General features: G+C 40.4%; 15 protein-coding genes, 2 tRNA genes and 3 rRNA genes. 13 read left to right on the forward strand and 7 right to left on the reverse strand.

The genetic code is table 11. The annotated features are described in order from the left end of the window. The first annotated feature begins 214 nt into the window (after window positions 1-214). The 4 genes from acs (at window position 215) to F1325_RS18675 (ending at window position 6,313) form a co-directional block, all read left to right on the forward strand. Complete coding sequence (gene acs / locus F1325_RS18660; protein WP_109374152.1) at window positions 215-2,173, forward strand: acetate--CoA ligase; 1,959 nt, start codon at window positions 215-217, stop codon at window positions 2,171-2,173. Window positions 2,174-2,331: 158 nt separating this feature from the next. After that, the gene (locus F1325_RS18665; RefSeq protein ID WP_109374151.1) at window positions 2,332-2,643 is read left to right on the forward strand and encodes a DUF485 domain-containing protein; all 312 of its coding nucleotides are present in this window, start codon (window positions 2,332-2,334) and stop codon (window positions 2,641-2,643) included. After that, on the forward strand, window positions 2,640-4,295 hold the full coding sequence (locus F1325_RS18670) for a cation acetate symporter (RefSeq protein ID WP_160230826.1): 1,656 nt from the start codon (window positions 2,640-2,642) through the stop codon (window positions 4,293-4,295). Before F1325_RS18665 ends, F1325_RS18670 begins: the two co-directional genes overlap by 4 nt. Before the next feature lie 434 nt (window positions 4,296-4,729). Beyond that, window positions 4,730-6,313, forward strand: coding sequence for a phosphoethanolamine transferase (locus tag F1325_RS18675; RefSeq protein WP_109374149.1), 1,584 nt, complete (start codon window positions 4,730-4,732; stop codon window positions 6,311-6,313). A gap of 340 nt (window positions 6,314-6,653) precedes the next feature. Here F1325_RS18675 and rrf read toward each other — a convergent pair. From rrf to F1325_RS18700, 5 genes are all read right to left on the reverse strand, one after another. Beyond that, a 5S ribosomal RNA gene (gene rrf / locus F1325_RS18680) occupies window positions 6,654-6,769 on the reverse strand. Window positions 6,770-6,887: 118 nt separating this feature from the next. Next, a 23S ribosomal RNA gene (locus F1325_RS18685) occupies window positions 6,888-9,791 on the reverse strand. A gap of 338 nt (window positions 9,792-10,129) precedes the next feature. Beyond that, a tRNA-Ala gene (locus F1325_RS18690) sits at window positions 10,130-10,205 on the reverse strand. 135 nt (window positions 10,206-10,340) lie between these two features. Beyond that, window positions 10,341-10,417, reverse strand: a tRNA-Ile gene (locus F1325_RS18695). 71 nt (window positions 10,418-10,488) lie between these two features. Then, window positions 10,489-12,031, reverse strand: a 16S ribosomal RNA gene (locus F1325_RS18700). Together the 16S, 23S and 5S rRNA genes with 2 tRNA genes alongside form the textbook arrangement of a ribosomal RNA operon. 495 nt (window positions 12,032-12,526) lie before the next feature. On the opposite strand from F1325_RS18700, the gene F1325_RS18705 reads away from it, so the two are divergent. Beyond that, window positions 12,527-13,213, forward strand: a complete 687-nt coding sequence (locus F1325_RS18705) for a FadR/GntR family transcriptional regulator (protein ID WP_160230827.1) — start codon at window positions 12,527-12,529, stop codon at window positions 13,211-13,213. 82 nt (window positions 13,214-13,295) lie between these two features. Next, window positions 13,296-14,690 (forward strand): multidrug transporter subunit MdtD, encoded by a 1,395-nt coding sequence (gene mdtD / locus F1325_RS18710; protein ID WP_160230828.1) that lies wholly within the window; start codon window positions 13,296-13,298, stop codon window positions 14,688-14,690. Between the two features lie 67 nt (window positions 14,691-14,757). On the opposite strand, the gene rbsK is transcribed toward mdtD, so the two are convergent. After that, the gene (rbsK, locus tag F1325_RS18715) at window positions 14,758-15,687 is read right to left on the reverse strand and encodes a ribokinase (RefSeq protein ID WP_160230829.1); all 930 of its coding nucleotides are present in this window, start codon (window positions 15,685-15,687) and stop codon (window positions 14,758-14,760) included. Between the two features lie 281 nt (window positions 15,688-15,968). Here rbsK and ravA point away from each other — a divergent pair, with 281 nt between their 5' ends. Continuing rightward, entirely contained in the window at window positions 15,969-17,468 is a 1,500-nt protein-coding gene (gene ravA / locus F1325_RS18720) for an ATPase RavA (protein ID WP_160230830.1), read from the forward strand. A 7-nt stretch (window positions 17,469-17,475) separates the two neighbouring features. After that, window positions 17,476-18,933: an ATPase RavA stimulator ViaA gene (viaA, locus tag F1325_RS18725; RefSeq protein WP_160230831.1), complete on the forward strand. Its 1,458-nt coding sequence runs from the start codon at window positions 17,476-17,478 to the stop codon at window positions 18,931-18,933. Here viaA and asnA read toward each other — a convergent pair whose 3' ends face one another. Beyond that, on the reverse strand, window positions 18,934-19,926 hold the full coding sequence (gene asnA, locus F1325_RS18730; protein ID WP_160230832.1) for an aspartate--ammonia ligase: 993 nt from the start codon (window positions 19,924-19,926) through the stop codon (window positions 18,934-18,936). A gap of 159 nt (window positions 19,927-20,085) precedes the next feature. On the opposite strand from asnA, the gene asnC reads away from it, so the two are divergent. The 5 genes from asnC (at window position 20,086) to atpI (ending at window position 24,977) form a co-directional block, all read left to right on the forward strand. Next, a complete protein-coding gene (gene asnC, locus F1325_RS18735) occupies window positions 20,086-20,547 on the forward strand; it encodes a transcriptional regulator AsnC (RefSeq protein ID WP_023583317.1) in 462 nt (153 codons plus the stop codon). A gap of 100 nt (window positions 20,548-20,647) precedes the next feature. Then, entirely contained in the window at window positions 20,648-21,088 is a 441-nt protein-coding gene (gene mioC / locus F1325_RS18740; RefSeq protein WP_109373319.1) for an FMN-binding protein MioC, read from the forward strand. Window positions 21,089-21,464: 376 nt separating this feature from the next. Then, a complete protein-coding gene (mnmG, locus tag F1325_RS18745) occupies window positions 21,465-23,363 on the forward strand; it encodes a tRNA uridine-5-carboxymethylaminomethyl(34) synthesis enzyme MnmG (RefSeq protein ID WP_160230833.1) in 1,899 nt (632 codons plus the stop codon). Further along, window positions 23,360-23,986 (forward strand): 16S rRNA (guanine(527)-N(7))-methyltransferase RsmG, encoded by a 627-nt coding sequence (rsmG, locus tag F1325_RS18750; RefSeq protein ID WP_109373321.1) that lies wholly within the window; start codon window positions 23,360-23,362, stop codon window positions 23,984-23,986. Before mnmG ends, rsmG begins: the two co-directional genes overlap by 4 nt. Before the next feature lie 613 nt (window positions 23,987-24,599). Further along, entirely contained in the window at window positions 24,600-24,977 is a 378-nt protein-coding gene (gene atpI / locus F1325_RS18755; protein WP_109373322.1) for a F0F1 ATP synthase subunit I, read from the forward strand. Window positions 24,978-25,002: the final 25 nt, after the last annotated feature.

The raw sequence follows: 25,002 nt of genomic DNA on the forward strand, positions 1-25,002 counted from the left end.
TTTTAATTTAAAAGCGTTCTATTAAACGATGATCCTATTAAACAAGAAAATAGTAGATAAATAATGCCCTGCTGGCTTTAGCACTAATTGAACATTCCATGAAAAGCATTTCCATTAATTCGTGATCTTCTGCGCAAAAAAGAAACAATCTTTATTTGCCCTCTTTTGTTAACGACTTTTTGACATAGTATTAACAATAGTGAGGAGAACTATTATGACAAAAATAAACCAACATCATATTCCTGCAAGCATTGCAGAACACGCCCTGATCAATAAAGAGCAATACCAAAAAGATTATGAATTATCCATCAAAAACCCTGAGGCCTTTTGGGCAGATAAAGGGAAAATCATTGACTGGATAAAACCATATACTGTGGTAAAAAATACTTCTTTTGACCCAGGCCATGTACGCATTCGCTGGTTTGAAGATGGTCAGCTAAATATCAGTCAAAACTGTCTTGATCGCCACCTTAAAACACGAGGTGATCAAACCGCCATTATTTGGGAAGGCGACTCACCTAATGAGTCGAAAAAAATCACTTACCGACAACTCCACCAAAATGTTTGCCAATTCGCTAACGTATTAAAAAATTTAGGTATTAAAAAAGGCGATGTTGTGGCGATTTATATGCCGATGGTACCAGAAGCGGCAGTCGCTATGCTCGCTTGTACTCGTATTGGTGCTATCCATTCTGTTATTTTTGGTGGTTTCTCTCCTGAAGCTGTTGCAGGCAGGATCATTGATTCAAAAGCTAAATTAGTGATTACTGCTGATGAAGGATTACGTGCAGGTCGCGCTATTCCTTTAAAGAAAAATGTTGATGATGCTTTAAATCACGCTGATATCCCCCCTATTAATCATGTAGTGGTATTTCGTCGAACAGGGCATACCGAACAATGGATTGAAGGGCGTGATGTTTGGTGGGATGAAATCATCCAAGGTGTCAGCACTGAATGTGATGTTGAAGTGATGGATGCAGAAGATCCTCTCTTTATTCTGTATACCTCAGGTTCAACAGGCAAACCCAAAGGTGTACTGCACACAACGGGAGGTTATCTCGTTTATGCTTCAATGACCTTCAAATACACCTTTGATTATCATGAAGGTGATATTTATTGGTGTACTGCTGATGTGGGTTGGGTAACAGGGCATAGCTACTTACTGTATGGCCCTCTGTCAAATGGTGCGACTACTGTTATGTTTGAAGGTGTCCCTAATTACCCATCTGTTAACCGCATGGCTCAAATTGTTGATAAGCACCAAATCAATATCTTATATACTGCACCGACTGCAATCCGTGCATTAATGGCTGAAGGCGATAAAGCGATTGAAGGCACTCAACGCACCTCTCTGCGCATTTTAGGCTCCGTAGGTGAACCTATTAATCCAGAAGCATGGGAATGGTTCTATCAGAAAATGGGACGTAGCCAATGTCCTATCGTTGATACATGGTGGCAAACAGAAACTGGTGGTTTCATGATAACCCCATTACCGGGTGCTATGGATCTAAAACCTGGCTCAGCAACACGTCCTTTCTTCGGTGTTCAGCCTGCAATTGTCGATAATATGGGCGAAGTACAGCAAGGGGCTTGCGAAGGAAACTTAGTGATTACTGATTCTTGGCCGGGTCAAGCAAGAACACTTTTTGGTGATCACGAGCGTTTTGAGCAAACTTACTTTTCAACCTTTAAAGGGATGTATTTCTCTGGTGACGGAGCTCGCCGAGATGAAGATGGTGACTATTGGATAACAGGGCGTGTTGATGATGTCTTGAATATTTCAGGTCATCGCTTAGGAACAGCAGAGATTGAATCCGCTCTTGTTGCACATCCTAAGATTGCAGAAGCCGCAGTAGTTGGTATTCCTCATAATCTTAAAGGACAAGCTATTTATGCTTATGTCACTTTAAATCACGGTGAAGAGCCAACTCCTGAACTTTATACAGAAGTTCGCAACTGGGTACGTAAAGAAATTGGGCCAATAGCCACACCAGATATCCTACATTGGACAGATTCCTTACCTAAAACACGATCAGGGAAAATTATGCGCCGTATCTTGCGTAAAATTGCCTCTGGCGACACAACTAACCTCGGGGATACCTCAACACTCGCTGATCCGGGTGTTGTAGAAAAACTGTTAGAAGAAAAACAGTCTCTATCACTCACTGCTTAATACACAACAAATAACTGTCATTTAAAAAACGTAATACGACAAAGCAAAGGCATGAAAATGCCTTTGCTGGGCTCTCTTACCTGAAAATCATGGAATGCGGGGGATTTAAGCCTCTAAATCAAGTGATAAACCAAACAATTATATAGAGGAGAACTCTGATGAATTCCAATATTTATCAAGAGATAGAAAACAACCCTCGCTTTAAAGAACTGGTTAATAAACGTAGTCGTTTTTCATGGACACTTTCAATTATTACGCTCGTTATGTACGTCTCATTTATCTTACTTATTGCGTTCTATCCACAATGGTTAGGTACACCATTATATGAGGGCAGCTACATTACACGAGGTATTCCTATTGGTATAGGTTTAATCATCGCCTCATTTTTATTAACGGGCGTTTACGTTATTAAAGCCAATACAGAGTTCGACAAACTTACCACTGAAATTATTGAAGAGGTAGAAAAATGAGAAAGTTACTTTATGCAATAAGCTTATTTTTCCTCTCCTCAACGGCTGCTTACGCTACCGCAATAACTGAAGGAGGTGAGAAACAACCTATGAATATTCAGGCCATCATCATGTTCCTAATATTTGTAGGATTGACACTTTACATCACTTATTGGGCTTCTAAACGTACCCGCTCTCGTGCTGATTACTATACTGCAGGAGGGAAAATTACTGGCTTCCAAAACGGAATGGCAATCGCCGGTGATTTTATGTCTGCCGCATCCTTTTTAGGGATCTCCGCACTGGTTTATACCTCGGGTTATGATGGACTTATCTATTCAATTGGATTTCTGATTGGTTGGCCTATCATTCTTTTTATCATTGCTGAACGCTTACGTAATTTAGGGCGCTATACCTTTGCTGATGTTGTCTCCTATCGCTTAAGCCCTAAACCAGTGAGAACACTCTCCGCTATTGGATCACTGGTTGTTGTCGCTCTTTATCTGATTGCACAAATGGTTGGTGCCGGTAAATTAATCGAACTCCTTTTCGGCTTAAACTACCATATTGCCGTTGTGCTCGTCGGTATTCTAATGGTGCTATATGTTTTATTTGGAGGCATGTTAGCCACCACTTGGGTTCAAATCATTAAAGCTATTTTATTACTTGCAGGTGCAAGTTTTATGGCTGTTATGGTGATGAAAGCTGTCGATTTTAATTTCAATACCTTATTTAAAGAAGCCGTTAGTGTTCACTCAAAAGGGTTCTCTATCATGAGTCCTGGTGGATTGGTTTCTGATCCTATATCTGCTCTCTCTTTAGGTCTTGCACTAATGTTTGGTACGGCGGGACTTCCTCATATCATCATGCGCTTCTTTACTGTTAGCGATGCAAAAGAAGCCCGTAAGAGTGTTTTCTATGCAACAGGTTTTATCGGTTATTTCTATATTCTTACTTTTATCATTGGTTTCGGCGCTATCTTACTCGTTAGCCCTAATCCTATGTTCAAAGATGCCGCTGGCGCTTTGATTGGTGGAACCAATATGGCGGCTGTTCACTTGGCGGATGCCGTTGGCGGTAACTTCTTCTTAGGCTTCATTTCAGCCGTTGCCTTCGCTACTATTTTAGCCGTTGTTGCAGGACTAACTTTAGCGGGCGCATCTGCGGTATCACATGATCTCTACGCGAATGTAATTAAAAATGGCCACGCAGATGAAAGACAAGAGCTAAAAGTATCCAAAATTACAGTGGTTATCTTAGGTATCGTCGCTATCGGTTTAGGTATTTTATTTGAAAAACAAAATATTGCCTTTATGGTGGGGCTAGCTTTCTCAATTGCAGCAAGCTGTAACTTCCCAATCATATTGCTATCAATGTATTGGAAAGGGCTGACAACACGAGGTGCAGTCACAGGAGGATGGTCTGGTTTATTAGTTGCTGTCACGTTGATGATCTTAGGGCCAACAATTTGGGTAAGTATTTTAGGTCATGAAAAACCCATCTATCCTTATGAATATCCAGCATTATTCTCAATAATCATTGCTTTTGTTGTCTCATGGCTTTTCTCTGTTACTGATAAATCATCTTTAGGTGAGCAAGAAAAAGCAAAATTCCAAGCACAGTTTATTCGTTCTCAAATTGGCTTAGGTATTGAACAAGGTAAACAGCACTAACAACCTGAAATAATGTTATCTTTCTAAATAAAAATAACCCCAAAGTGAATTCCAACTTTGGGGTTATTCATTTTCAATGATTTTTATCCATTATCATAAAAATCTTGATCCTATTTCTATTATTTACTTATTTAGAATACTTTTAAGCTTTAACTACATATCTATACGATTATTTAAATAACTTATTATTAGTTATTCTACTGTTATAAAAATAAAAACAAATTAAATTGAAATCAATTAATTACAAATAAAAAGAAACATAACTTATTTTCTACAAGGCTTATTAATAAAGCCAAACAGCTCAAAATAGTGAGGAAGAAACATAGTAATATCAATTTCAGACACACTTCAGCTAAACAAGGCTTGTATTGTCAAAAGGTAAATGGTTAACTTTTTATTCTACATAAAAAGAGGTGGTAGTTTTTAAATAGATTATGTCTCAATTAACTCATTACGCACTTTTATTTTTCTTATCTATGGCACCTGCAATATTGGGTGGTTCAACGCTACATATAGGACAAAAAATCTATATTGTTCTTATTGGTTGGCTACTTATACTGATATGTAGTGGCATTTATCGTTCTGTTTTAGGAAAAATAATAACCTTTATTACTAGTGCGCTATGGTCTTTAAACCTGTCTATTTCTCTATTTTTCTATCGTGAACACGATATTGCTTTTTCATCATCCATTGCTGAAACTTTTATTAATACCAATGGCAGCGAAACTGTCGGTATGCTCTCTTATAATAAGTACTATGTATTATTCTATCTATGTGCTTTTGTCATTTACTATTTTTTCATCCATAAAGCAGCTCAAGTATCTGATCTAAAAACGACAAAAAAAAGTGTGATTACTTTTGTTATCTTAATAGCCATTATTCCAATTTATAAAAGCTTCGCATTAAGAAACGATAACAACAGTAAATTACTGACAGAATATGCACTTCTCAATACACCTTTTTATAATGCAGCGGCACTTGTCCGAACCTTCCATGAAAATCGCCAAATTAGAAGAATTGCCTCTCAAAAAGTTGAGTTTCAATATAATAAACATAATGATAATACAGAAATTTATATCCTTATTCTTGGAGAATCCGTTCGCAGAGATCATCTAGGAATTTATGGCTATCAGTACGATACAACACCTAATCTAATGAAAGAAAAGAGTAATCTTATCCTATTCAATCAAGTTTATTCTCCGGCACCAGTAACTATTCTTTCTGTACCAATTTCACTCTCAAATATAGGATTGGAACAGTTACAAGATAAAAGTCATTACGCTGATAATATTGTTTCTCTTGCCAATCATGCTGGGTTTAAAACATATTGGTTAAGTAATCAAGGTGAAGGTAATCAGAAAACCAGTGTTATTTCTGTCATTGCTAATATGGCTCAAAATAAAAAGTGGAATGAATTTATCGGTTATGATGAAGAGTTGCTTCCTTATTTAGACAGAGCTCTCAATGAGCCATCTGAAGAGAAAAAATTAATCATCTTACATACATATGGTAGCCATGAGCCGGCCTGTAATCGATTTCCAAGTCAGTATTTAAAGAAATTCACGCAAGAAGATGATGATAACTGCTATGACAGCTCTATCGCTTATACAGATAAATTAATTAATGACATCATCGAGAGAGTCAAAGATAAACCAGCTTCTATTCTCTACTTTGCAGATCACGCTTTACAGCGTCTCGATAAAAATAGAGAGGTTCGTTATCATCATGGTGTAAATACGCCACGAAAAGAAGCTTATGATATACCTTTGTTTATTTGGTATAGCCCATCATCTATTAAACCCATTATCAATAATGATGCATTGAATAAGCCTTATTCAACGGTAAATAACTATTGGCTACTAAGTAGTTGGCTTGGAATAGAACATAACTCCCCCCAACAGTGTCACTCACCATTAAATGAGTGCTATCAGCCTAAATCACCAATCACCGTTATTGATGGTAATAAAAATATCTTAAACTATGATTTACTGCGTTCAGAAGAGCAGGAGCCTCAATAACATCCTCATTAAAGATATCTAAATAAAAATAGACTCAGTAATAAAGAGTGTGTTTTTACATTTACACCATCTGCTTTTAATAAGATCCATCAGAGATAACAAGAAATAAAAGATCAGAACACTAGGCATTAAATTAATGTGATATTAGATGCTTGATACGGGGATCATTTTACTAATGAGTTGCCATAAATAGTGTTTAGCGGCATGAAGATTGGCTATTTTATTGAGGAATGTAACCATAGTTTCTAATTAACGACTAACATATAAGCTGTTGATCTTTTTAAAAGCCCCAAACGCAAAAAAGCCAACCCATTGGGTTGGCTTTCTCGTCTTATTTAATGCCTGGCAGTTCCCTACTCTCACATGGGGAGACCCCACACTACCATCGGCGCTACAACGTTTCACTTCTGAGTTCGGCATGGATTCAGGTGGGTCCGCTGCGCTATGGCCGCCAAGCAAATTCGGTATCATTACCCGTTACTGTTGTTTCTTTCTCAGTAACCAGCAATATTCAATCTTAAACAAGCTTACTTCATCGATGTTCGTCTCTCAGACAAAACACCTTCGGTGTTGTCAGGTTAAGCCTCACGGTTCATTAGTACTGGTTAGCTCAACGTATCGCTACGCTTACACACCCAGCCTATCAACGTCTTAGTCTTAAACGTTCCTTTAGGTCACTCTAGGTGACAGGGAAGACTCATCTCGAGGCAAGTTTCCCGCTTAGATGCTTTCAGCGGTTATCTCTTCCGCACTTAGCTACCGGGCAATGCCATTGGCATGACAACCCGAACACCAGTGGTGCGTTCACTCCGGTCCTCTCGTACTAGGAGCAACCCCTCTCAATCTTCCAACGCCCACGGCAGATAGGGACCGAACTGTCTCACGACGTTCTAAACCCAGCTCGCGTACCACTTTAAATGGCGAACAGCCATACCCTTGGGACCTACTTCAGCCCCAGGATGTGATGAGCCGACATCGAGGTGCCAAACACCGCCGTCGATATGAACTCTTGGGCGGTATCAGCCTGTTATCCCCGGAGTACCTTTTATCCGTTGAGCGATGGCCCTTCCATTCAGAACCACCGGATCACTAAGACCTACTTTCGTACCTGCTCGAGCCGTCACTCTCACAGTCAAGCTGGCTTATGCCTTTGCACTAACCGCATGATGTCCGACCATGCTTAGCCAACCTTCGTGCTCCTCCGTTACTCTTTAGGAGGAGACCGCCCCAGTCAAACTACCCACCAGACACGGTCCCCGACCCAGATTATGGGCCTAGGTTAGAACATCAAACGTTAAAGGGTGGTATTTCAAGGTTGACTCCATGCAGACTGGCGTCCACACTTCTAAGTCTCCCACCTATCCTACACATCAAGGCTCAATGTTCAGTGTCAAGCTATAGTAAAGGTTCACGGGGTCTTTCCGTCTTGCCGCGGGTACACTGCATCTTCACAGCGAGTTCAATTTCACTGAGTCTCGGGTGGAGACAGCCTGGCCATCATTACGCCATTCGTGCAGGTCGGAACTTACCCGACAAGGAATTTCGCTACCTTAGGACCGTTATAGTTACGGCCGCCGTTTACTGGGGCTTCGATCAAGAGCTTCTCCTTACGGATAACCCCATCAATTAACCTTCCAGCACCGGGCAGGCGTCACACCGTATACGTCCACTTTCGTGTTTGCACAGTGCTGTGTTTTTAATAAACAGTTGCAGCCAGCTGGTATCTTCGACTGGCTTCGGCTCCGTCCGCAAGGGACTTCACTTACCGCCAGCGTGCCTTCTCCCGAAGTTACGGCACCATTTTGCCTAGTTCCTTCACCCGAGTTCTCTCAAGCGCCTGAGTATTCTCTACCTGACCACCTGTGTCGGTTTGGGGTACGATTGTTGGTAACCTGAAGCTTAGAGGCTTTTCCTGGAAGCAGGGCATCAATTGCTTCACCACCTTAGTGGCTCGTCATCACACCTCAGCATTAAGTGACCGGATTTGCCTAATCACTCTGCCTACATGCTTGAACCGGGACGACCGTCGCCCGGACAACCTAGCCTTCTCCGTTCCCCCATCGCAGTTACCACCAGTACGGGAATATTAACCCGTTTCCCATCGACTACGCTTTTCAGCCTCGCCTTAGGGGTCGACTCACCCTGCCCCGATTAACGTTGGACAGGAACCCTTGGTCTTCCGGCGTGCGGGTTTTTCACCCGCATTATCGTTACTTATGTCAGCATTCGCACTTCTGATACCTCCAGCATGCCTCACAGCACACCTTCACAGGCTTACAGAACGCTCCCCTACCCAACAATATTTACATATCGCTGCCGCAGCTTCGGTGCATAGTTTAGCCCCGTTACATCTTCCGCGCAGGCCGACTCGACCAGTGAGCTATTACGCTTTCTTTAAATGATGGCTGCTTCTAAGCCAACATCCTGGCTGTCTGAGCCTTCCCACTTCGTTTCCCACTTAACCATGACTTTGGGACCTTAGCTGGCGGTCTGGGTTGTTTCCCTCTTCACGACGAACGTTAGCACCCGCCGTGTGTCTCCCGTGATAACATTCTTCGGTATTCGCAGTTTGCATCGAGTTGGTAAGTCGGGATGACCCCCTAGTCGAAACAGTGCTCTACCCCCGAAGATGAGTTCACGAGGCGCTACCTAAATAGCTTTCGGGGAGAACCAGCTATCTCCCGGTTTGATTGGCCTTTCACCCCCATCCACAAGTCATCCGCTAATTTTTCAACATTAGTCGGTTCGGTCCTCCAGTTAGTGTTACCCAACCTTCAACCTGCCCATGGATAGATCACCGGGTTTCGGGTCTATACCCTGCAACTCATTCGCCCAGTTAAGACTCGGTTTCCCTACGGCTCCCCTATTCGGTTAACCTTGCTACAGAATATAAGTCGCTGACCCATTATACAAAAGGTACGCAGTCACCCCATAAAGAGGCTCCTACTGCTTGTACGTACACGGTTTCAGGTTCTTTTTCACTCCCCTCGCCGGGGTTCTTTTCGCCTTTCCCTCACGGTACTGGTTCACTATCGGTCAATCAGGAGTATTTAGCCTTGGAGGATGGTCCCCCCATATTCAGACAGGATAACACGTGTCCCGCCCTACTCGTCGAGTTCACAATAACAGCATCTTCAGATACGGGGCTATCACCCTTTACTGCCGGACTTTCCAGACCGTTCTCCTGATGCTGCTATTGATTAAGACTCTGGGCTGTTCCCCGTTCGCTCGCCGCTACTAGGGGAATCTCGGTTGATTTCTTTTCCTCGGGGTACTGAGATGTTTCAGTTCTCCCGGTTCGCTTCATTAACCTATGTATTCAGTTAATGATAATATCCATTGGATATTGGGTTTCCCCATTCGGAAATCGTCGGGTATAACGGTTCATATCACCTTACCGACGCTTATCGCAGATTAGCACGTCCTTCATCGCCTCTGATTGCCTAGGCATCCACCGTGTACGCTTATTCGCTTAACCTCACAACCCGAAGGTGTTTCTCTCGAAGACGACTTTAAAGGTCATGGCTACACAAGCATCAATTCGTTGTTGGGCAGTGCTCGTAATGCTCACATACTTATGTATGCTGCGCTTACTGCGCGCTGTCCGCCTAGAATTGCTGTTGCTCGCTCATGACACTCGCCTTGGAGTATCACACATTCAAGGTCTGAGATTTTGAGAGACTCATCAATATACCTCGGTGATATATTGATTTGTTTTCAATTTTTCAGCTTGTTCCAGATTGTTAAAGAGCAAAATAATTCGCAGTATACTATTGCTAATATACTCTGAATTATTGTTTTATATTCAAGAAATTATGGTGGAGCTAAGCGGGATCGAACCGCTGACCTCCTGCGTGCAAGGCAGGCGCTCTCCCAGCTGAGCTATAGCCCCATAATGCATTCTTAATACCTGTATAACCACTCCTTTTCTTCTTTATAAAAGAAGCTTTTTCTTTAGGCAAGGCATGGAGTAACGAAGTTTACTTAAAGTAAACGAGTTGCTTCACAACACAGCATAAAGGAAAAGTGGTAGGCCTGAGTGGACTTGAACCACCGACCTCACCCTTATCAGGGGTGCGCTCTAACCACCTGAGCTACAAGCCTATACCGGTATTTCTGCTCGTTCTTCATCAGACAATCTGTGTGAGCACTGCACATAACACGTATCTCTTAGGTAAGGAGGTGATCCAACCGCAGGTTCCCCTACGGTTACCTTGTTACGACTTCACCCCAGTCATGAATCACAAAGTGGTAAGCGCCCTCCCGAAGGTTAAGCTACCTACTTCTTTTGCAACCCACTCCCATGGTGTGACGGGCGGTGTGTACAAGGCCCGGGAACGTATTCACCGTAGCATTCTGATCTACGATTACTAGCGATTCCGACTTCATGGAGTCGAGTTGCAGACTCCAATCCGGACTACGACAGACTTTATGAGTTCCGCTTGCTCTCGCGAGGTCGCTTCTCTTTGTATCTGCCATTGTAGCACGTGTGTAGCCCTACTCGTAAGGGCCATGATGACTTGACGTCATCCCCACCTTCCTCCGGTTTATCACCGGCAGTCTCCTTTGAGTTCCCGCCATCACGCGCTGGCAACAAAGGATAAGGGTTGCGCTCGTTGCGGGACTTAACCCAACATTTCACAACACGAGCTGACGACAGCCATGCAGCACCTGTCTCAGCGTTCCCGAAGGCACTCCTCTATCTCTAAAGGATTCGCTGGATGTCAAGAGTAGGTAAGGTTCTTCGCGTTGCATCGAATTAAACCACATGCTCCACCGCTTGTGCGGGCCCCCGTCAATTCATTTGAGTTTTAACCTTGCGGCCGTACTCCCCAGGCGGTCGATTTAACGCGTTAGCTCCGGAAGCCACTCCTCAAGGGAACAACCTCCAAATCGACATCGTTTACAGCGTGGACTACCAGGGTATCTAATCCTGTTTGCTCCCCACGCTTTCGCACCTGAGCGTCAGTCTTTGTCCAGGGGGCCGCCTTCGCCACCGGTATTCCTCCACATCTCTACGCATTTCACCGCTACACATGGAATTCTACCCCCCTCTACAAGACTCTAGCTGACCAGTCTTAGATGCCATTCCCAGGTTAAGCCCGGGGATTTCACATCTAACTTAATCAACCGCCTGCGTGCGCTTTACGCCCAGTAATTCCGATTAACGCTTGCACCCTCCGTATTACCGCGGCTGCTGGCACGGAGTTAGCCGGTGCTTCTTCTGTTGGTAACGTCAATCGCTGATGATATTAGCATCAACGCCTTCCTCCCAACTGAAAGTACTTTACAACCCTAAGGCCTTCTTCATACACGCGGCATGGCTGCATCAGGCTTGCGCCCATTGTGCAATATTCCCCACTGCTGCCTCCCGTAGGAGTCTGGGCCGTGTCTCAGTCCCAGTGTGGCTGATCATCCTCTCAGACCAGCTAGAGATCGTCGCCTAGGTGAGCCATTACCTCACCTACTAGCTAATCCCATATGGGTTCATCCGATAGCGCAAGGTCCGAAGAGCCCCTGCTTTGGTCCGTAGACGTCATGCGGTATTAGCTACCGTTTCCAGTAGTTATCCCCCTCTATCGGGCAGATCCCCATACATTACTCACCCGTCCGCCGCTCGTCAGCAAGAAAGCAAGCTTTCTCCTGTTACCGCTCGACTTGCATGTGTTAGGCCTGCCGCCAGCGTTCAATCTGAGCCATGATCAAACTCTTCAATTAAAAGTGTTTGATGCTCAAAGAAATCGAAAACTTAGCTATTCATAAATGAATTTACTTTTGTTGTTCACTCTTCAAGACTTGATACATCTAATATTTTAGAAGATATCGTCTCTGCGAGTGCCCACACAGATTGTCTGATAATTTGTTAAAGAGCAGTGCAACATTCGCTGCCGTTTCCGGTCTTCTGCGCTGTTGCGAGGAGGCGTATATTACGTTATTCCTCTGAAGAGTCAAGAGTTTTTTCAAACTTTTTTCTTTTCTCTTCACCGTCCTGCGTGGCTTGTTGTTTGCTCATCGCCGGTCAGTGGATGCGCATTATAGGGAGATCTCGGATTAGCGCAAGTGTTTATTTCAATTTTTTTTCTGTTCGCTTTTTTTTTCAACAAAACAAAGAAAAACGCTCTATTTTTACGCTGATAGAGTGAAATCCGAACAGCTTTATCCAGCTGACTCACGTAAGATAGAAGATAAATTATGGTATAGGTAATCTTTATTATGCAATTTAACGAGCAACGTTCAGCTTCTCAAAAAAATCTTTCTTATATAGTTGCTGAAAAACTAGGTAAACAAATCCTTTCGGGACATTATGAACCTGAATCTTTACTACCTGGAGAAATAGAACTAGCAGAAATACTCTCCGTCAGCAGAACAGTTATCCGTGAAGCAATCAAAATGCTCGCTGCAAAAGGTATGCTTTTACCTCGACCAAGAATAGGTACTCGTGTTACTCCAATGCAAAATTGGAATCTATTAGATAATGATCTTCTTAATTGGTGGATAGACAGCGGTGAATTTAATAAGGTCAGCCATTATTTCCATCACGTTCGTCTAGCAATAGAACCTCAGGCATGTTATTTAGCTGCATTTAATGCAACCGAAAGCCAAAAACAGTCTCTTGCTTTATTTGGTAGAGAAATGCAATTGCTTGATGAGAATTTCGATAGACAACATTGGCTAGATATCGACACTCAATTTCACTATCTCATTTATCAAGCAAGTGGCAATCCATTCTTTGCCTCATTCGGCTCATTATTTCTTTCTGCTTATAAAAAGTATTTCGATCTTATTGTGGGTAATGAAACCGTTCAACCGGAAACACATAACCAAATTGTTCAGGCAATTATTGATAAGGATGGAAATAAAGCGCGTGATCTCTGTTTAATCTTATTAACGAGTGATTGAATAGTTTTAATACAAATTTTGTAGGTTTTCTGTTTATAATGAAGCGATAATCAAAATATAGAACAAAGACGGTATATGCTTCATGTTGAAATCCGCCAAAAATATGTCTGGGTTGCCTTGGATTGCTGCAATGGCTTTTTTTATGCAGGCTCTCGATGCAACCATTCTTAATACGGCATTACCAGACATAGCAAAAAGCCTTAATCATTCTCCTCTCGCCATGCAATCGGCTGTTATCAGCTATACCTTAACTGTTGCATTATTAATCCCCGTCAGTGGATGGCTAGCTGATAGATTTGGAACGCGTAAAATTTTTATTATTGCGGTTTCTTTATTTTCAGGTGGCTCTTTATTATGTGCACTTTCTCCTAACCTTACTTTTCTTGTTATTTCACGGATTATACAAGGTATAGGTGGCGCAATGATGATGCCGGTTGCACGCCTTGCTTTACTAAGAGCTTATCCGCGCAGCGAATTACTACCCATTCTCAATTTTGTCACAATGCCGGGATTAGTCGGCCCCATAGCAGGACCTCTTTTAGGTGGGGTATTGGTTACTTATGCATCTTGGCATTGGATATTTATTATAAATATTCCTATTGGCCTATTAGGTATTTTCTATGCCATAAAACATATGCCTAATTTCACTATGCCAAAACGTAAATTTGATTTACTTGGTTTTATTTTCTTTGGTTTTGGCTTAGTTATGCTTTCTGTCAGCCTTGATCTTTTTGGTGATAAAAATATCTCTCGATATATTCCTATTGCCATTATTTTAGGTGGATTTTCTTTACTGGGGTTATACGTCAATCATGCAAGACGCCACCAGCAACCACTTATCCCTCTCAATATATTTAAAACACGAACTTTTTCTGTCGGTATTGCGGGAAATATTGCAACAAGATTGGGAACTGGCTGTATCCCTTTCTTAATGCCACTGATGTTACAGGTTGGGTTTGGTTATCCTGCTATTATTTCTGGGATGATGATGGCGCCTATGGCATTGGGTTCTATTTTAGCAAAATCATTTGTCACAAAGATCTTAGTGAAATTTAGCTATCGCCGAACACTCTTTACTATCACTATTATCATTGGTTTGATGATCGCTCAGTTTTCACTTCAATCCCCTGATATGTCTATTTACTATCTTATCATTCCACTCTTTTTATTAGGTGTGGTCATGTCCATACAATTTACATCAATGAATACAATTTCATTGGCCGATTTAACAGACAACAATGCTAGCTCAGGAAATAGTGTTTTGGCTGTCACCCAACAATTGGCAATTAGTTTTGGTATTGCAGTGAGTGCATCTATTTTAGGATATTTTGATACAGAGAATGTGGGCACTACGGTTGATAACTTTCATTATACTTTTATTACTGTTGGTATCATTACATTACTTTCTTCCTTTGTATTTTTACTCCTTGATAAACATGATGGCGATAATCTAACTAATAAAAAGAAAAAAGCCTGATAATGTTATTCAAACTAAAAAAGAGAGCCTAGGCTCTCTTTTTCTTTATATAAGATAGAAAAATACATTATAAAGATGAAGTTAAAAAAGTATCTACCTCATGACGCCATGGTACTGATGGTTGAGCGCCTGCTCGAGTAACAGCAATGGCAGCTGCCGCATGAGCAAATTTAATCGCAGGCATCATAGATTGCCCTTCTAATAAAGCAGTGATTAGCGCGCCATTAAATGTATCGCCTGCTGCGATAGTATCAACAGCTTTCACTTTAAATGCAGGGACAATACAACCTTGACTATTTTTCTCACTTATCCAAACTCCGCGGCTTCCTAATGTAATAATAACCGTTTTAATACCTTTATGATGCAGAACATCCGCTGCTTGCTGAGCACTTTCATCATCTATCACTTTAATTCCAGTCAGATATTCAGTCTCTGTTTCGTTTGGAGTAATAATATCGACAAGTGATAACAGCTCATCAGGTAATGCTTGAGCAGGTGCGGGGTTTAGTATTACTTGCACATTTTCTTGTTTAGCGATTTCAGCCGCTTTCAATACAGAATCAAGTGGTGATTCTAATTGCATTAACAGAGCATCAGCTTCTTTTATAATATTTCCATGGCGCTGAACATAATTTGTATCTAATCGCCCATTAGCACCAGCATGAATACCAATAACATTTTCACCCTGTTGATTAACGAAAATCAGCGCAACACCTGTTGCCACATCATCAATTAACTCAATACTATTGGTATCAATGTTATCTGTTATTAATTGAGCTTTAGCTTTTTTACCAATATCGTCATTCCCTAAACAAGCAAGAAACGAAATATTAGCACCACAACGCCCAGCAGCAACCGCCTGATTAGCACCTTTACCGCCAAATACCATTTGAAATTGGTTGCCTGAAATGGTTTCACCAGGAAGCGGAAAATGGGCAACATTAAGAATATGATCAGCATTAACACTACCTAAAATCACAAGTTTCTTCGCTTCCATGATTTTTCCTTACTTTCAGTAATAAATTCTAGATGTATTGCATAAATGACATTCAATATTTTAAACCGATCATCTCAGCAACATTAATGAAAAAACGTGATCACCATCGAAACGTTTCGCTAGTAAAACAAAAAAGAACCAAAAATAAGCAGTAGGAAGCTGAATCGATTTTTGCTATAAACAATTTGTGTGCTAATAGAATGTTTGACTATATGCCAGCAATCCTTTTCTGATATTTTCGGAGGGATGACGAAAATAAGTACCCATTATTAGGAGTGTTTATGCAACTTGCAGAGCGGATTTCACAACTTAGCCAATATCTTGAAACTGGGCTTTATGAGCGACAGTCAGCTATCCGTCTTTGTCTGCTTGCAGCACTGAGTGGTGAGAGTGTTTTCTTACTTGGCCCTCCAGGTATTGCCAAGAGCTTAATAGCCAGAAGAATGAAAGAAGCTTTTAAAGAGGCTAAAGCATTTGAATACCTAATGACGCGTTTTTCAACACCCGAAGAAATTTTTGGCCCTTTATCTATTCAAGCCTTAAAAGATGAAGGTAAATATCAGCGTTTGGTTGAAGGATATTTACCTGATGCTGAAGTTGTCTTTCTTGATGAAATATGGAAAGCAGGACCCGCTATTCTTAATACGTTATTAACAGCGATTAATGAGCGTAAATTTAGAAATGGAGAAGCTGAAGTTGCTATTCCAATGCGTTTGTTAGTATCCGCCTCTAATGAGTTACCTGATTCAGACAGTAGTCTTGAAGCGCTATATGACCGAATGCTTATTCGTATTTGGTTAACAAAAGTTCAGGATAAGAAAAACTTTCGCGCATTACTTATTAATAAAGAAGTAGGCTCTTTTCATATTCCAGAACATATCCAAATTACCGCAGAAGAGTTTTCACGTTGGCAATCAGAATTAGAAAAGATCACTTTAGATGACCACTTATTTGATTTAATTTATCAACTTCGTGAGTCTTTAGATAAAAGTGATGCTGCACCTTATGTTTCAGATAGACGTTGGAAAAAAGCGGTACGCCTTTTACAAGCCAGTGCCTTTTTTAATGGTCGTAGTGCTATTTCACCATTAGATCTTATTTTATTAAAAGATTGCCTATGGCATGACCAAGCATCATTTGCATTATTAGATAAGTTATTACAAAACCTTTTAACAGAACAAGCCTACCACCAGCTAGAGTTGATTAGAAAAATAGAAAGTTTATGGGCTGAGTGGATGCAATCGACAAGAAGTAAGCAAGATCAACAGGCTTTTCGTTTTGAAAAACAAAGTGGAATGTTTGGACGAAACGCACATTTTAGCCTATCAGATAAAATGCAGGCTGATAAATTCACCCTGTTTTTACACATCCCTCTTCATATCCATAGTATTCAGGTTAACTTTATTACTATCGAACAAAAAGCATTAGAAAACTTTTTGGCAAAAGGGGATGAGTTATTAGCACGTTTAAATGGTATTGGTTTCCCACAATCAATTAATGCACAAATACGCCAAGATGGCGTATTAGAAATTTTGGATGTGAGTCGTCGAACAACATCTCTTTATCAACAAAAAGAGACAGCACCCGCTGTTCCTATTGAAGATAACAAAGAGTGGAAAGATAAGTTAAAAGATCTGACTCAAGAAATTTATGGTGAGCAGGAAAAATTTAATCGTCATCAACCAAATTTATTTATTGATAATGATTGGCTTATTTCCATAGAACAAAGTTTTGTTCAGCTTAATGACAAATTGTCGCAATTAAAAAGCCAAATAAAGTAATGATATTATGCTGACACTTTCAACATTAGATATGCTTTTAGCCATAAATGAAGGACAGCTAATTGAGGAAGTTATTATTGCTGTACTTGCATCTCCTCAATTAGCGGTATTTTTTGAAAAGCATCCTAGACTCAAAAAAGCCTTATTGAAAGATATCCATCAATGGAAAAAAAGCTTACAGCAAAGAGTAAAAGAGACATTAGTCCCGACAATGATTGCAGATGAGTTTGCACTTTATCAACAAACGCAGTCATTTGGTAATGCGATGTTTAATCAGCAAGTAGATAAAATACTGGCTGAATTAAACAAGCTAGACTCCTCTTTTACTGACGAAGCATCACAACTGATTAAAACCAATAAGCCTTTTTCACCAGCTCAACAAGCTTTGTTTATTCAACACTGGCGGATAAGTTTAATTTTCCAAGTCACTGCATTACACAAAGCCCTATTTGACCAAGAACAAGAGCAGCTCCTTGCTGAGCTTCAGGAACGTTTGGCACTAAGTGGAAGCTTAAGTAATACATTCTCAGAAAATGAGCGTGCAGCAGGGCGTTTATGGGATATGAGTAAAGGTGTTTTAACAAAAACGCCTTTCGATGAGAAAATTATTCAACGTTATAGCGACTTTCTCGATCAACAACCTGAATTGCATAAACTCGCAAGTTTGCTAGGTCGTAGCAAAACAGCGAAATCACTTCCTGAAGAGAGTGTGATTTTTGAGCCAGTCACTATTGTTGAGAAAGCACCAGATACAACACCAGAGCAAGTCAATGGTATAGGGCTCAGTGATGATATCTTACGCTTACTCCCTACAGAGCTCGCCTTGCTAGGTATTAATGAAATCGAATATGAGTTTTATCGAAAGCTGGTGGAAAAACAGCTCAATACCTATCGATTACAAGGAGATAATTGGCAAGAGCGTACTGTATTGCGTCCAGTAACTCATCATCATGATGAAGAAAGACCAAGAGGACCTTTTATTGTATGTATTGATACATCCGGTTCGATGGGGGGATTTAACGAACAGTGTGCTAAAGCTTTTGGGCTTGCATTGATGAAAATAGCACTAGCTGATAATCGTTCATGTCATGTGATGTTATTTTCTACTGAAACAGTACATTACCAATTGTCATCGTCTAATGGTCTGCAAGATCTTATCAAGTTTTTGAATCAGTCATTTAGAGGGGGCACGGACTTAAGTGCTTGTTTAGATAATGTAGCAGAAAAACTAAATAACCCAGCATGGAAAGATGCTGATGCTGTTGTTATTTCTGACTTTGTCGCCCAAAGGTTACCCGAAAACCTAATCAACAAAATCAAAAAAAGCCAACAGCAACAGCACAATCGCTTCCATGCGGTTACCCTATCCAATTACGGTAAACCCAGTATCATGAAAATCTTTGACCATATATGGCGTTTTGATACTGGATTAAAAAGTCGTTTACTTCGACGCTGGCGCCAATAATTACAGCATATCGGCGAAAGCTAAACGGGTATCTTTTTCCCATACACCGCATTGTACTTGTCCAATGTGCTCTTTTTGTAGCAGTAGCATCACTAAACGAGACTGGCCAATACCGCCACCGATAGTTTGTGGCATATCACCATGCATTAATGCTTTGTGCCAATCCAGCTCAAGACGCTTAGTATCGTCTGTTAATGTTAACTGACGCATTAATGTTTCAGGGTCGACACGGATACCCATTGATGACAATTCAAACGCATCTTGTAGAACAGGGTTCCAGACAAGAATGTCACCGTTTAAACCTTCAAATCCATCTTCGTTTGGTGTTGTCCAATCATCGTAGTCTGGCGCTCTTACATCATGAGCTTCGCCACTTGATAATTTACCACCAATACCAATTAAGAAAACAGCACCATATTCTTTTGCAATCGCTTTTTCACGGCCTTTAGCATCAAGGTCAGGATAACGACGCAGTAACTCTTCAGTGTGGATAAATTGAATTTGATCTGGCAGGAACGGTACCAGACCAAACTCTTCGCTGACGGCTTTTTCAGTTTCTTTTATTGCCTGATAAATTTTACCCACTGTCTGCTTAAGATAAGGAACTGTACGCTCTTTATCTTCCATCACTTTTTCCCAATCCCACTGATCAACATAAACAGAGTGGATCTGAGTTAAGCGATCTTCGTCTGGTCGCAAAGCTTTCATATGAGTATAAAGACCTTGACCAGAACTAAATCCAAAACGAGCTAATGTTTTACGTTTCCATTTAGCTAATGAATGGACAACCTCAAAAGTAGAATCTGGTAAAGATTTGACTTTAACTTGTACTGCCTTCTCATGACCAGATAAGTTATCTTGAGTTCCATCACCAAGGCGACTTAAGATCGGTCCTTGAACTTCAATCAGTCCTAATTCTTTTTCCAGCAGTCGTGAAAAATAAGATTTAACAAAGCTAATTTGCTGTTGAGTCTGGATGAATGATTTTTCCATTTTTGTATTCCTAGTGGTGATGTCGTGTTTCGCTGATATAGATTAAGCAACAAAATGGGTACTAAATTCAATATACTTCATTAAAAATAGCCTTGCTTGTTTTAAATCGTTAAAAATAACGCTATAAAAATGTATTATCGTTAAAAACAGAGGGGATTTATGGACAATATTTATCAGATCGATAATCTCGATCGTGACATACTTCACGCATTAATGGCGAATGCGAGAACACCTTACGCTGAATTAGCCAAAAAATTCGAAGTAAGCCCTGGCACAATTCATGTTCGAGTTGAGAAAATGAAGCAGGCTGGAATTATTACGGGAACGCGAGTTGATATTAGTGAAAAGCAACTCGGTTTTGATGTCTGCTGCTTTATTGGCATTATTCTTAAGAGTGCAAAAGACTATCACACTGCATTAGATAAATTAGATAAGTTAGATGAAGTTGTAGAAGTGTACTATACAACAGGGCAATACAGTATTTTTACGAAGGTTATGTGTAAAAGTATAGAAGCCTTACAAGACGTACTTATCAACAAAATCCAGACAATCGATGAAATTCAATCAACAGAAACCCTGATCTCACTGCAAAACCCGATAATAAGGACGATCAAGCCATAAGGGTAAATTCTTATTTTTTTTTATAACCACATTATCCACAGGTAGATCCCAAGTGATTCACAGCGTACAATAGCGCGTCTTAAACATAAGGAGATCATTAATGAAAAAAGTCACTCTTATTAGTGGCAGTACCATGGGTAGTGCTGAATATGTCGCAGAACACCTTGCAGAGATCTTATCTAATGAAGGGTTTGAGACGGACCTGCACCATGGGCCTTCTCTTAATGATCTTCCAAATGAAGGGATCTGGCTGGTGGTCACATCAACGCATGGTGCTGGTGATCTTCCTGACAACCTACAGCCTTTTGCTAATGAAATATCGGCTGACTCCGTTGATCTTAGTAATGTCACTTTTGGTGCGATCGGCATAGGAAGTAGTGAATATGACACTTTCTGCGGTGCGATCAGAACATTGGATCAAAAATTGGTGGAAAAAGGGGCTACTCGCCTTGGCGATCGTCTCGAAATTGATATTCAAAAGTACGACATTCCGGAAGATCCAGCAGAAGAATGGATAGCTTCTTGGAAAAATTTACTTTAAATTACACAAAAAAACAGCAAACGAATGTGGATAACTCTGCTTAAAAGCAGGGGGTAACCCGTAGTTATCCATGTATAAGGCAATATCAAGAAATGACCTGTGCATAAGTCGTCATTTTGATCCCAGCTTATCAGCAGATAGATCACGGATCATTCACAGTATATGATCCTTTACACTTTTATGATCTTTAAATAGAAAATCCACTTATCCACAGAGGATCGCTTCCTTAATAAAAGATCTAATAAAGAGATCTTTAAATAAAAAGATCTTTAAATAATTACCTGCGGATCTGCTCGCTTGTATCTGTCAAAAAGTTGAGTAGAATTCGTTTTCCCAATGCAACACATTCAGCATTCGTAACATTTAAGGTTCACACATGTTTTATCCAGAACACTTTGACGTCATTGTCATCGGTGGTGGTCACGCCGGTACAGAAGCCGCTATGGCTGCAGCTCGTATGGGGCGTCAAACCCTATTACTGACCCACAATATTGATACTTTGGGCCAAATGTCTTGTAACCCAGCTATTGGTGGGATTGGTAAAGGGCATCTGGTAAAAGAGATCGATGCCATGGGTGGATTAATGGCAACCGCTATTGACCATGCAGGGATCCAATTCAGAACCCTTAACGCAAGTAAGGGACCAGCTGTAAGAGCAACAAGAGCACAAGCTGACCGTGTTCTTTATCGCCAAGCTGTTCGTACTACTCTTGAAAATCAACCTAATTTAATGATCTTCCAACAACCAGTTGAAGATCTCATTGTTGAAAACGACCAAGTAACAGGTGCTGTTACTCGCATGGGCTTAAAATTCCGTGCTAAGTCTGTTGTTCTAACCGTAGGTACTTTCCTGGATGGAAAAATCCATATTGGTTTAGAAAATTACAGTGGGGGTCGTGCAGGTGATCCACCATCAGTTTCGTTATCACACAGACTACGCGAACTACCTTTACGTGTAGGTCGTTTAAAAACAGGCACGCCACCTCGTATTGATGCTAGAACTATTGATTTTAGCCAATTAGCCGTTCAGTTGGGTGATACTCCAATGCCTGTTTTCTCGTTTTTAGGTAATGTGGATCAGCATCCTGAACAAATGCCTTGCCATATCACATACACAAACGAAAAAACGCACGATGTTATTCGTAATAACCTCGATCGTAGCCCAATGTACGCTGGAGTCATCGAAGGAATAGGTCCTCGTTATTGCCCATCTATTGAAGATAAGGTGATGAGATTTGCTGATCGTAATTCACATCAGATCTTTTTAGAGCCTGAAGGTTTAACAAGTAACGAAATTTACCCAAATGGTATTTCAACAAGCTTACCTTTTGATGTTCAAATGCAAATCGTAAATTCCATGAAAGGTATGGAAAACGCGAAGATCATTAGACCTGGTTATGCAATTGAATATGACTTCTTCGATCCTAGAGATCTAAAACAAACCCTAGAAAGCAAATTTATCAATGGGTTATTCTTTGCTGGGCAAATTAACGGTACAACCGGTTATGAAGAAGCTGCGGCTCAAGGTATGCTTGCTGGGCTTAATGCGGCACGTTACGCCTTTGAACAAGAAGGTTGGTTCCCACGTCGTGATCAAGCATACATTGGTGTATTAGTTGACGATCTTTGCACACTAGGCACAAAAGAACCGTACCGTATGTTTACCTCTCGTGCAGAATATCGCTTGATGTTACGTGAAGATAATGCAGATTTACGTCTGACTGAAATTGGACGTGAATTAGGCATGGTTGATGATAACCGTTGGGCACAATTTAGCGAAAAAGTTGAGTTAGTTGAAAAAGAGCGCCAACGTTTAAGAGATATCTGGGTTCATCCTAAAGCAGATAATATTACTGAAATTAACGAGTTACTTAATACACCACTATCTAAAGAAGCTAATGGTGAAGATTTATTACGTCGCCCTGAAATGACGTATGACATTTTGAAAAAAATCCCTCGTTTTGCACCAGGTATTGATGATTCAAAACCACAAGCTGCTGAACAAGTTGAGATCCAAGTTAAGTACGAAGGTTATATTAGTCGCCAGCAAGAAGAGATCGAAAAACAACTGCGCAATGAAAATGCAGCGCTACCTATAGATCTGGACTATAAGCGAGTTAGCGGATTATCTAACGAAGTTATTGCGAAACTTAACGATCACAAACCAACATCGATCGGACAAGCATCGCGGATCTCAGGTGTTACACCTGCGGCTATTTCCATTTTATTAGTTTGGTTGAAAAAACAAGGCCTATTACGCAGGAGCGCATCATGAGTGACTTACTTAATCGGCTAAAAAAGCTGGCTAAGCAAGCCAATATTGAGCTTACAGATATTCAAGCTGAAAAACTCACTGGCTATGTTGCTATGCTTGATAAATGGAATAAAGCATACAACCTCACATCAGTGAGAGATCCACAACAAATGCTTATCCGTCATATTTTGGATAGCATTATTGTGAGCCAATATCTTGAAGGTGAAAGATTTATTGATGTGGGTACAGGGCCTGGTTTACCGGGGATCCCTTTAGCAATAATGCGTCCCGATCACCACTTTGTATTATTAGATAGCTTAGGCAAGCGGGTTCGCTTTATGAAACAAGTTCAGCACGAGCTAGGACTTAATAATATCGAGCCAGTTCAATACCGTGTTGAAGAGTACCAAACAGAGAAGCCTTTTGATGGTGTTATCAGCCGAGCATTTGCCTCTATGAACGATATGCTCTCTTGGTGCTCTCATTTAGTGACGGAAGAACACGGTCGTTTCTATGCACTGAAAGGACAAATTCATCAAGAAGAGTTGGATGAACTTGCTGATAATGGATTAAAAATGCCTGAAAAAGTGATTAGCTTATCCATACCTGAATTGAATGAACAAAGACATTTGGTGATTATTTAATCAAATATTTAGTGTTTCACTGATCCTTTTTTCATTTTTTGTGCTCTGGCGATAACATTTACAATGTTATCGCCATTTGCTTTAGGGGGAATTATACGAAGTATTAAAATTCACTTTAATGGAACAATAATTTAACAATATATTATCTTTTGCTTTAATTCCCTTTGTTGCCTGCGTTTTTCTCTTTTTATTTCCAAAATAAATTAATAATTCTGTGCATTATAAAAATATTGAATTTATTTAATTGAAAATTGATTAATTATTTTTCAATTGCCACTAAATTGTTCATAAAAGGGAAGTTATTTGTTAACTCTGTTATATATTTTATGAAATAAGCTTTATTTATACTTTTGTATTTGTGATATATATCACGCTATTTATTTTATTCAGCTCTATTATTTTTACTCTTTTTGTTCTTAATCATTTTTCATAAATGGAACCTTGGTAAGAAATTTAAATTAATCTTCACTTTTTCGCTACTTATTGATTGAATTCATTGCCACGCCCCGTATAATTTGCTCGTTTTTGTCACTTGACACTTTATAGCAAAGACAGTTTGATACATCATTCAGTAATACCTTTTACGATAGCTAGTCTGGAGAATACAAACGTCATGTCTGTCTCCCTCTACAGCGGGAAAGTTGCACTGAAACTGTTATTTTTGCAGTTTATGACTTTTGTTATTCTCAGTGCGGGTTTCTACTTAAAGAGTACAGACTGGAGTTTTTCGGCTTTTTTAGGCGGGTTGGCATGTTGGTTACCCAATATTGCTTTTCTTTTGTTAATGCGCTTACAAAAAGTCAACGAAGAAGAAGCTCCAGTTCGCATAAACTGGCTTTTTGCTTTCAGTGAAGGGTTGAAGGTTATATTATCAATAGCCTTGCTGATTGTTGCTTTAGGAGTGTTTAAAGCGGCATTTGCACCACTGGTCATGACCTACTTAGCGGTGCTTGTTATGCAGGTCGTTGCACCAGCCGTCATTAACGGTTAGCGTTTTTAACAACAAAAGGGTAATT

It is taken from the genome of Proteus columbae (assembly GCF_009914335.1).
Taxonomy (GTDB): domain Bacteria; phylum Pseudomonadota; class Gammaproteobacteria; order Enterobacterales; family Enterobacteriaceae; genus Proteus.

Coding starts and splice junctions, on each gene's coding strand:
- rsmG (WP_109373321.1), top strand. CDS start 23,360: ATGAGTGACTTACTTAATCGGCTAAAAAAGCTGGCTAAGCAAGCCAAT.
- F1325_RS18705 (WP_160230827.1), top strand. CDS start 12,527: ATGCAATTTAACGAGCAACGTTCAGCTTCTCAAAAAAATCTTTCTTAT.
- mioC (WP_109373319.1), top strand. CDS start 20,648: ATGAAAAAAGTCACTCTTATTAGTGGCAGTACCATGGGTAGTGCTGAA.
- acs (WP_109374152.1), top strand. CDS start 215: ATGACAAAAATAAACCAACATCATATTCCTGCAAGCATTGCAGAACAC.
- asnC (WP_023583317.1), top strand. CDS start 20,086: ATGGACAATATTTATCAGATCGATAATCTCGATCGTGACATACTTCAC.
- rbsK (WP_160230829.1), bottom strand. CDS start 15,687: ATGGAAGCGAAGAAACTTGTGATTTTAGGTAGTGTTAATGCTGATCAT.
- mnmG (WP_160230833.1), top strand. CDS start 21,465: ATGTTTTATCCAGAACACTTTGACGTCATTGTCATCGGTGGTGGTCAC.
- ravA (WP_160230830.1), top strand. CDS start 15,969: ATGCAACTTGCAGAGCGGATTTCACAACTTAGCCAATATCTTGAAACT.
- F1325_RS18675 (WP_109374149.1), top strand. CDS start 4,730: ATGTCTCAATTAACTCATTACGCACTTTTATTTTTCTTATCTATGGCA.
- atpI (WP_109373322.1), top strand. CDS start 24,600: ATGTCTGTCTCCCTCTACAGCGGGAAAGTTGCACTGAAACTGTTATTT.
- viaA (WP_160230831.1), top strand. CDS start 17,476: ATGCTGACACTTTCAACATTAGATATGCTTTTAGCCATAAATGAAGGA.
- F1325_RS18665 (WP_109374151.1), top strand. CDS start 2,332: ATGAATTCCAATATTTATCAAGAGATAGAAAACAACCCTCGCTTTAAA.
- F1325_RS18670 (WP_160230826.1), top strand. CDS start 2,640: ATGAGAAAGTTACTTTATGCAATAAGCTTATTTTTCCTCTCCTCAACG.
- asnA (WP_160230832.1), bottom strand. CDS start 19,926: ATGGAAAAATCATTCATCCAGACTCAACAGCAAATTAGCTTTGTTAAA.
- mdtD (WP_160230828.1), top strand. CDS start 13,296: ATGTTGAAATCCGCCAAAAATATGTCTGGGTTGCCTTGGATTGCTGCA.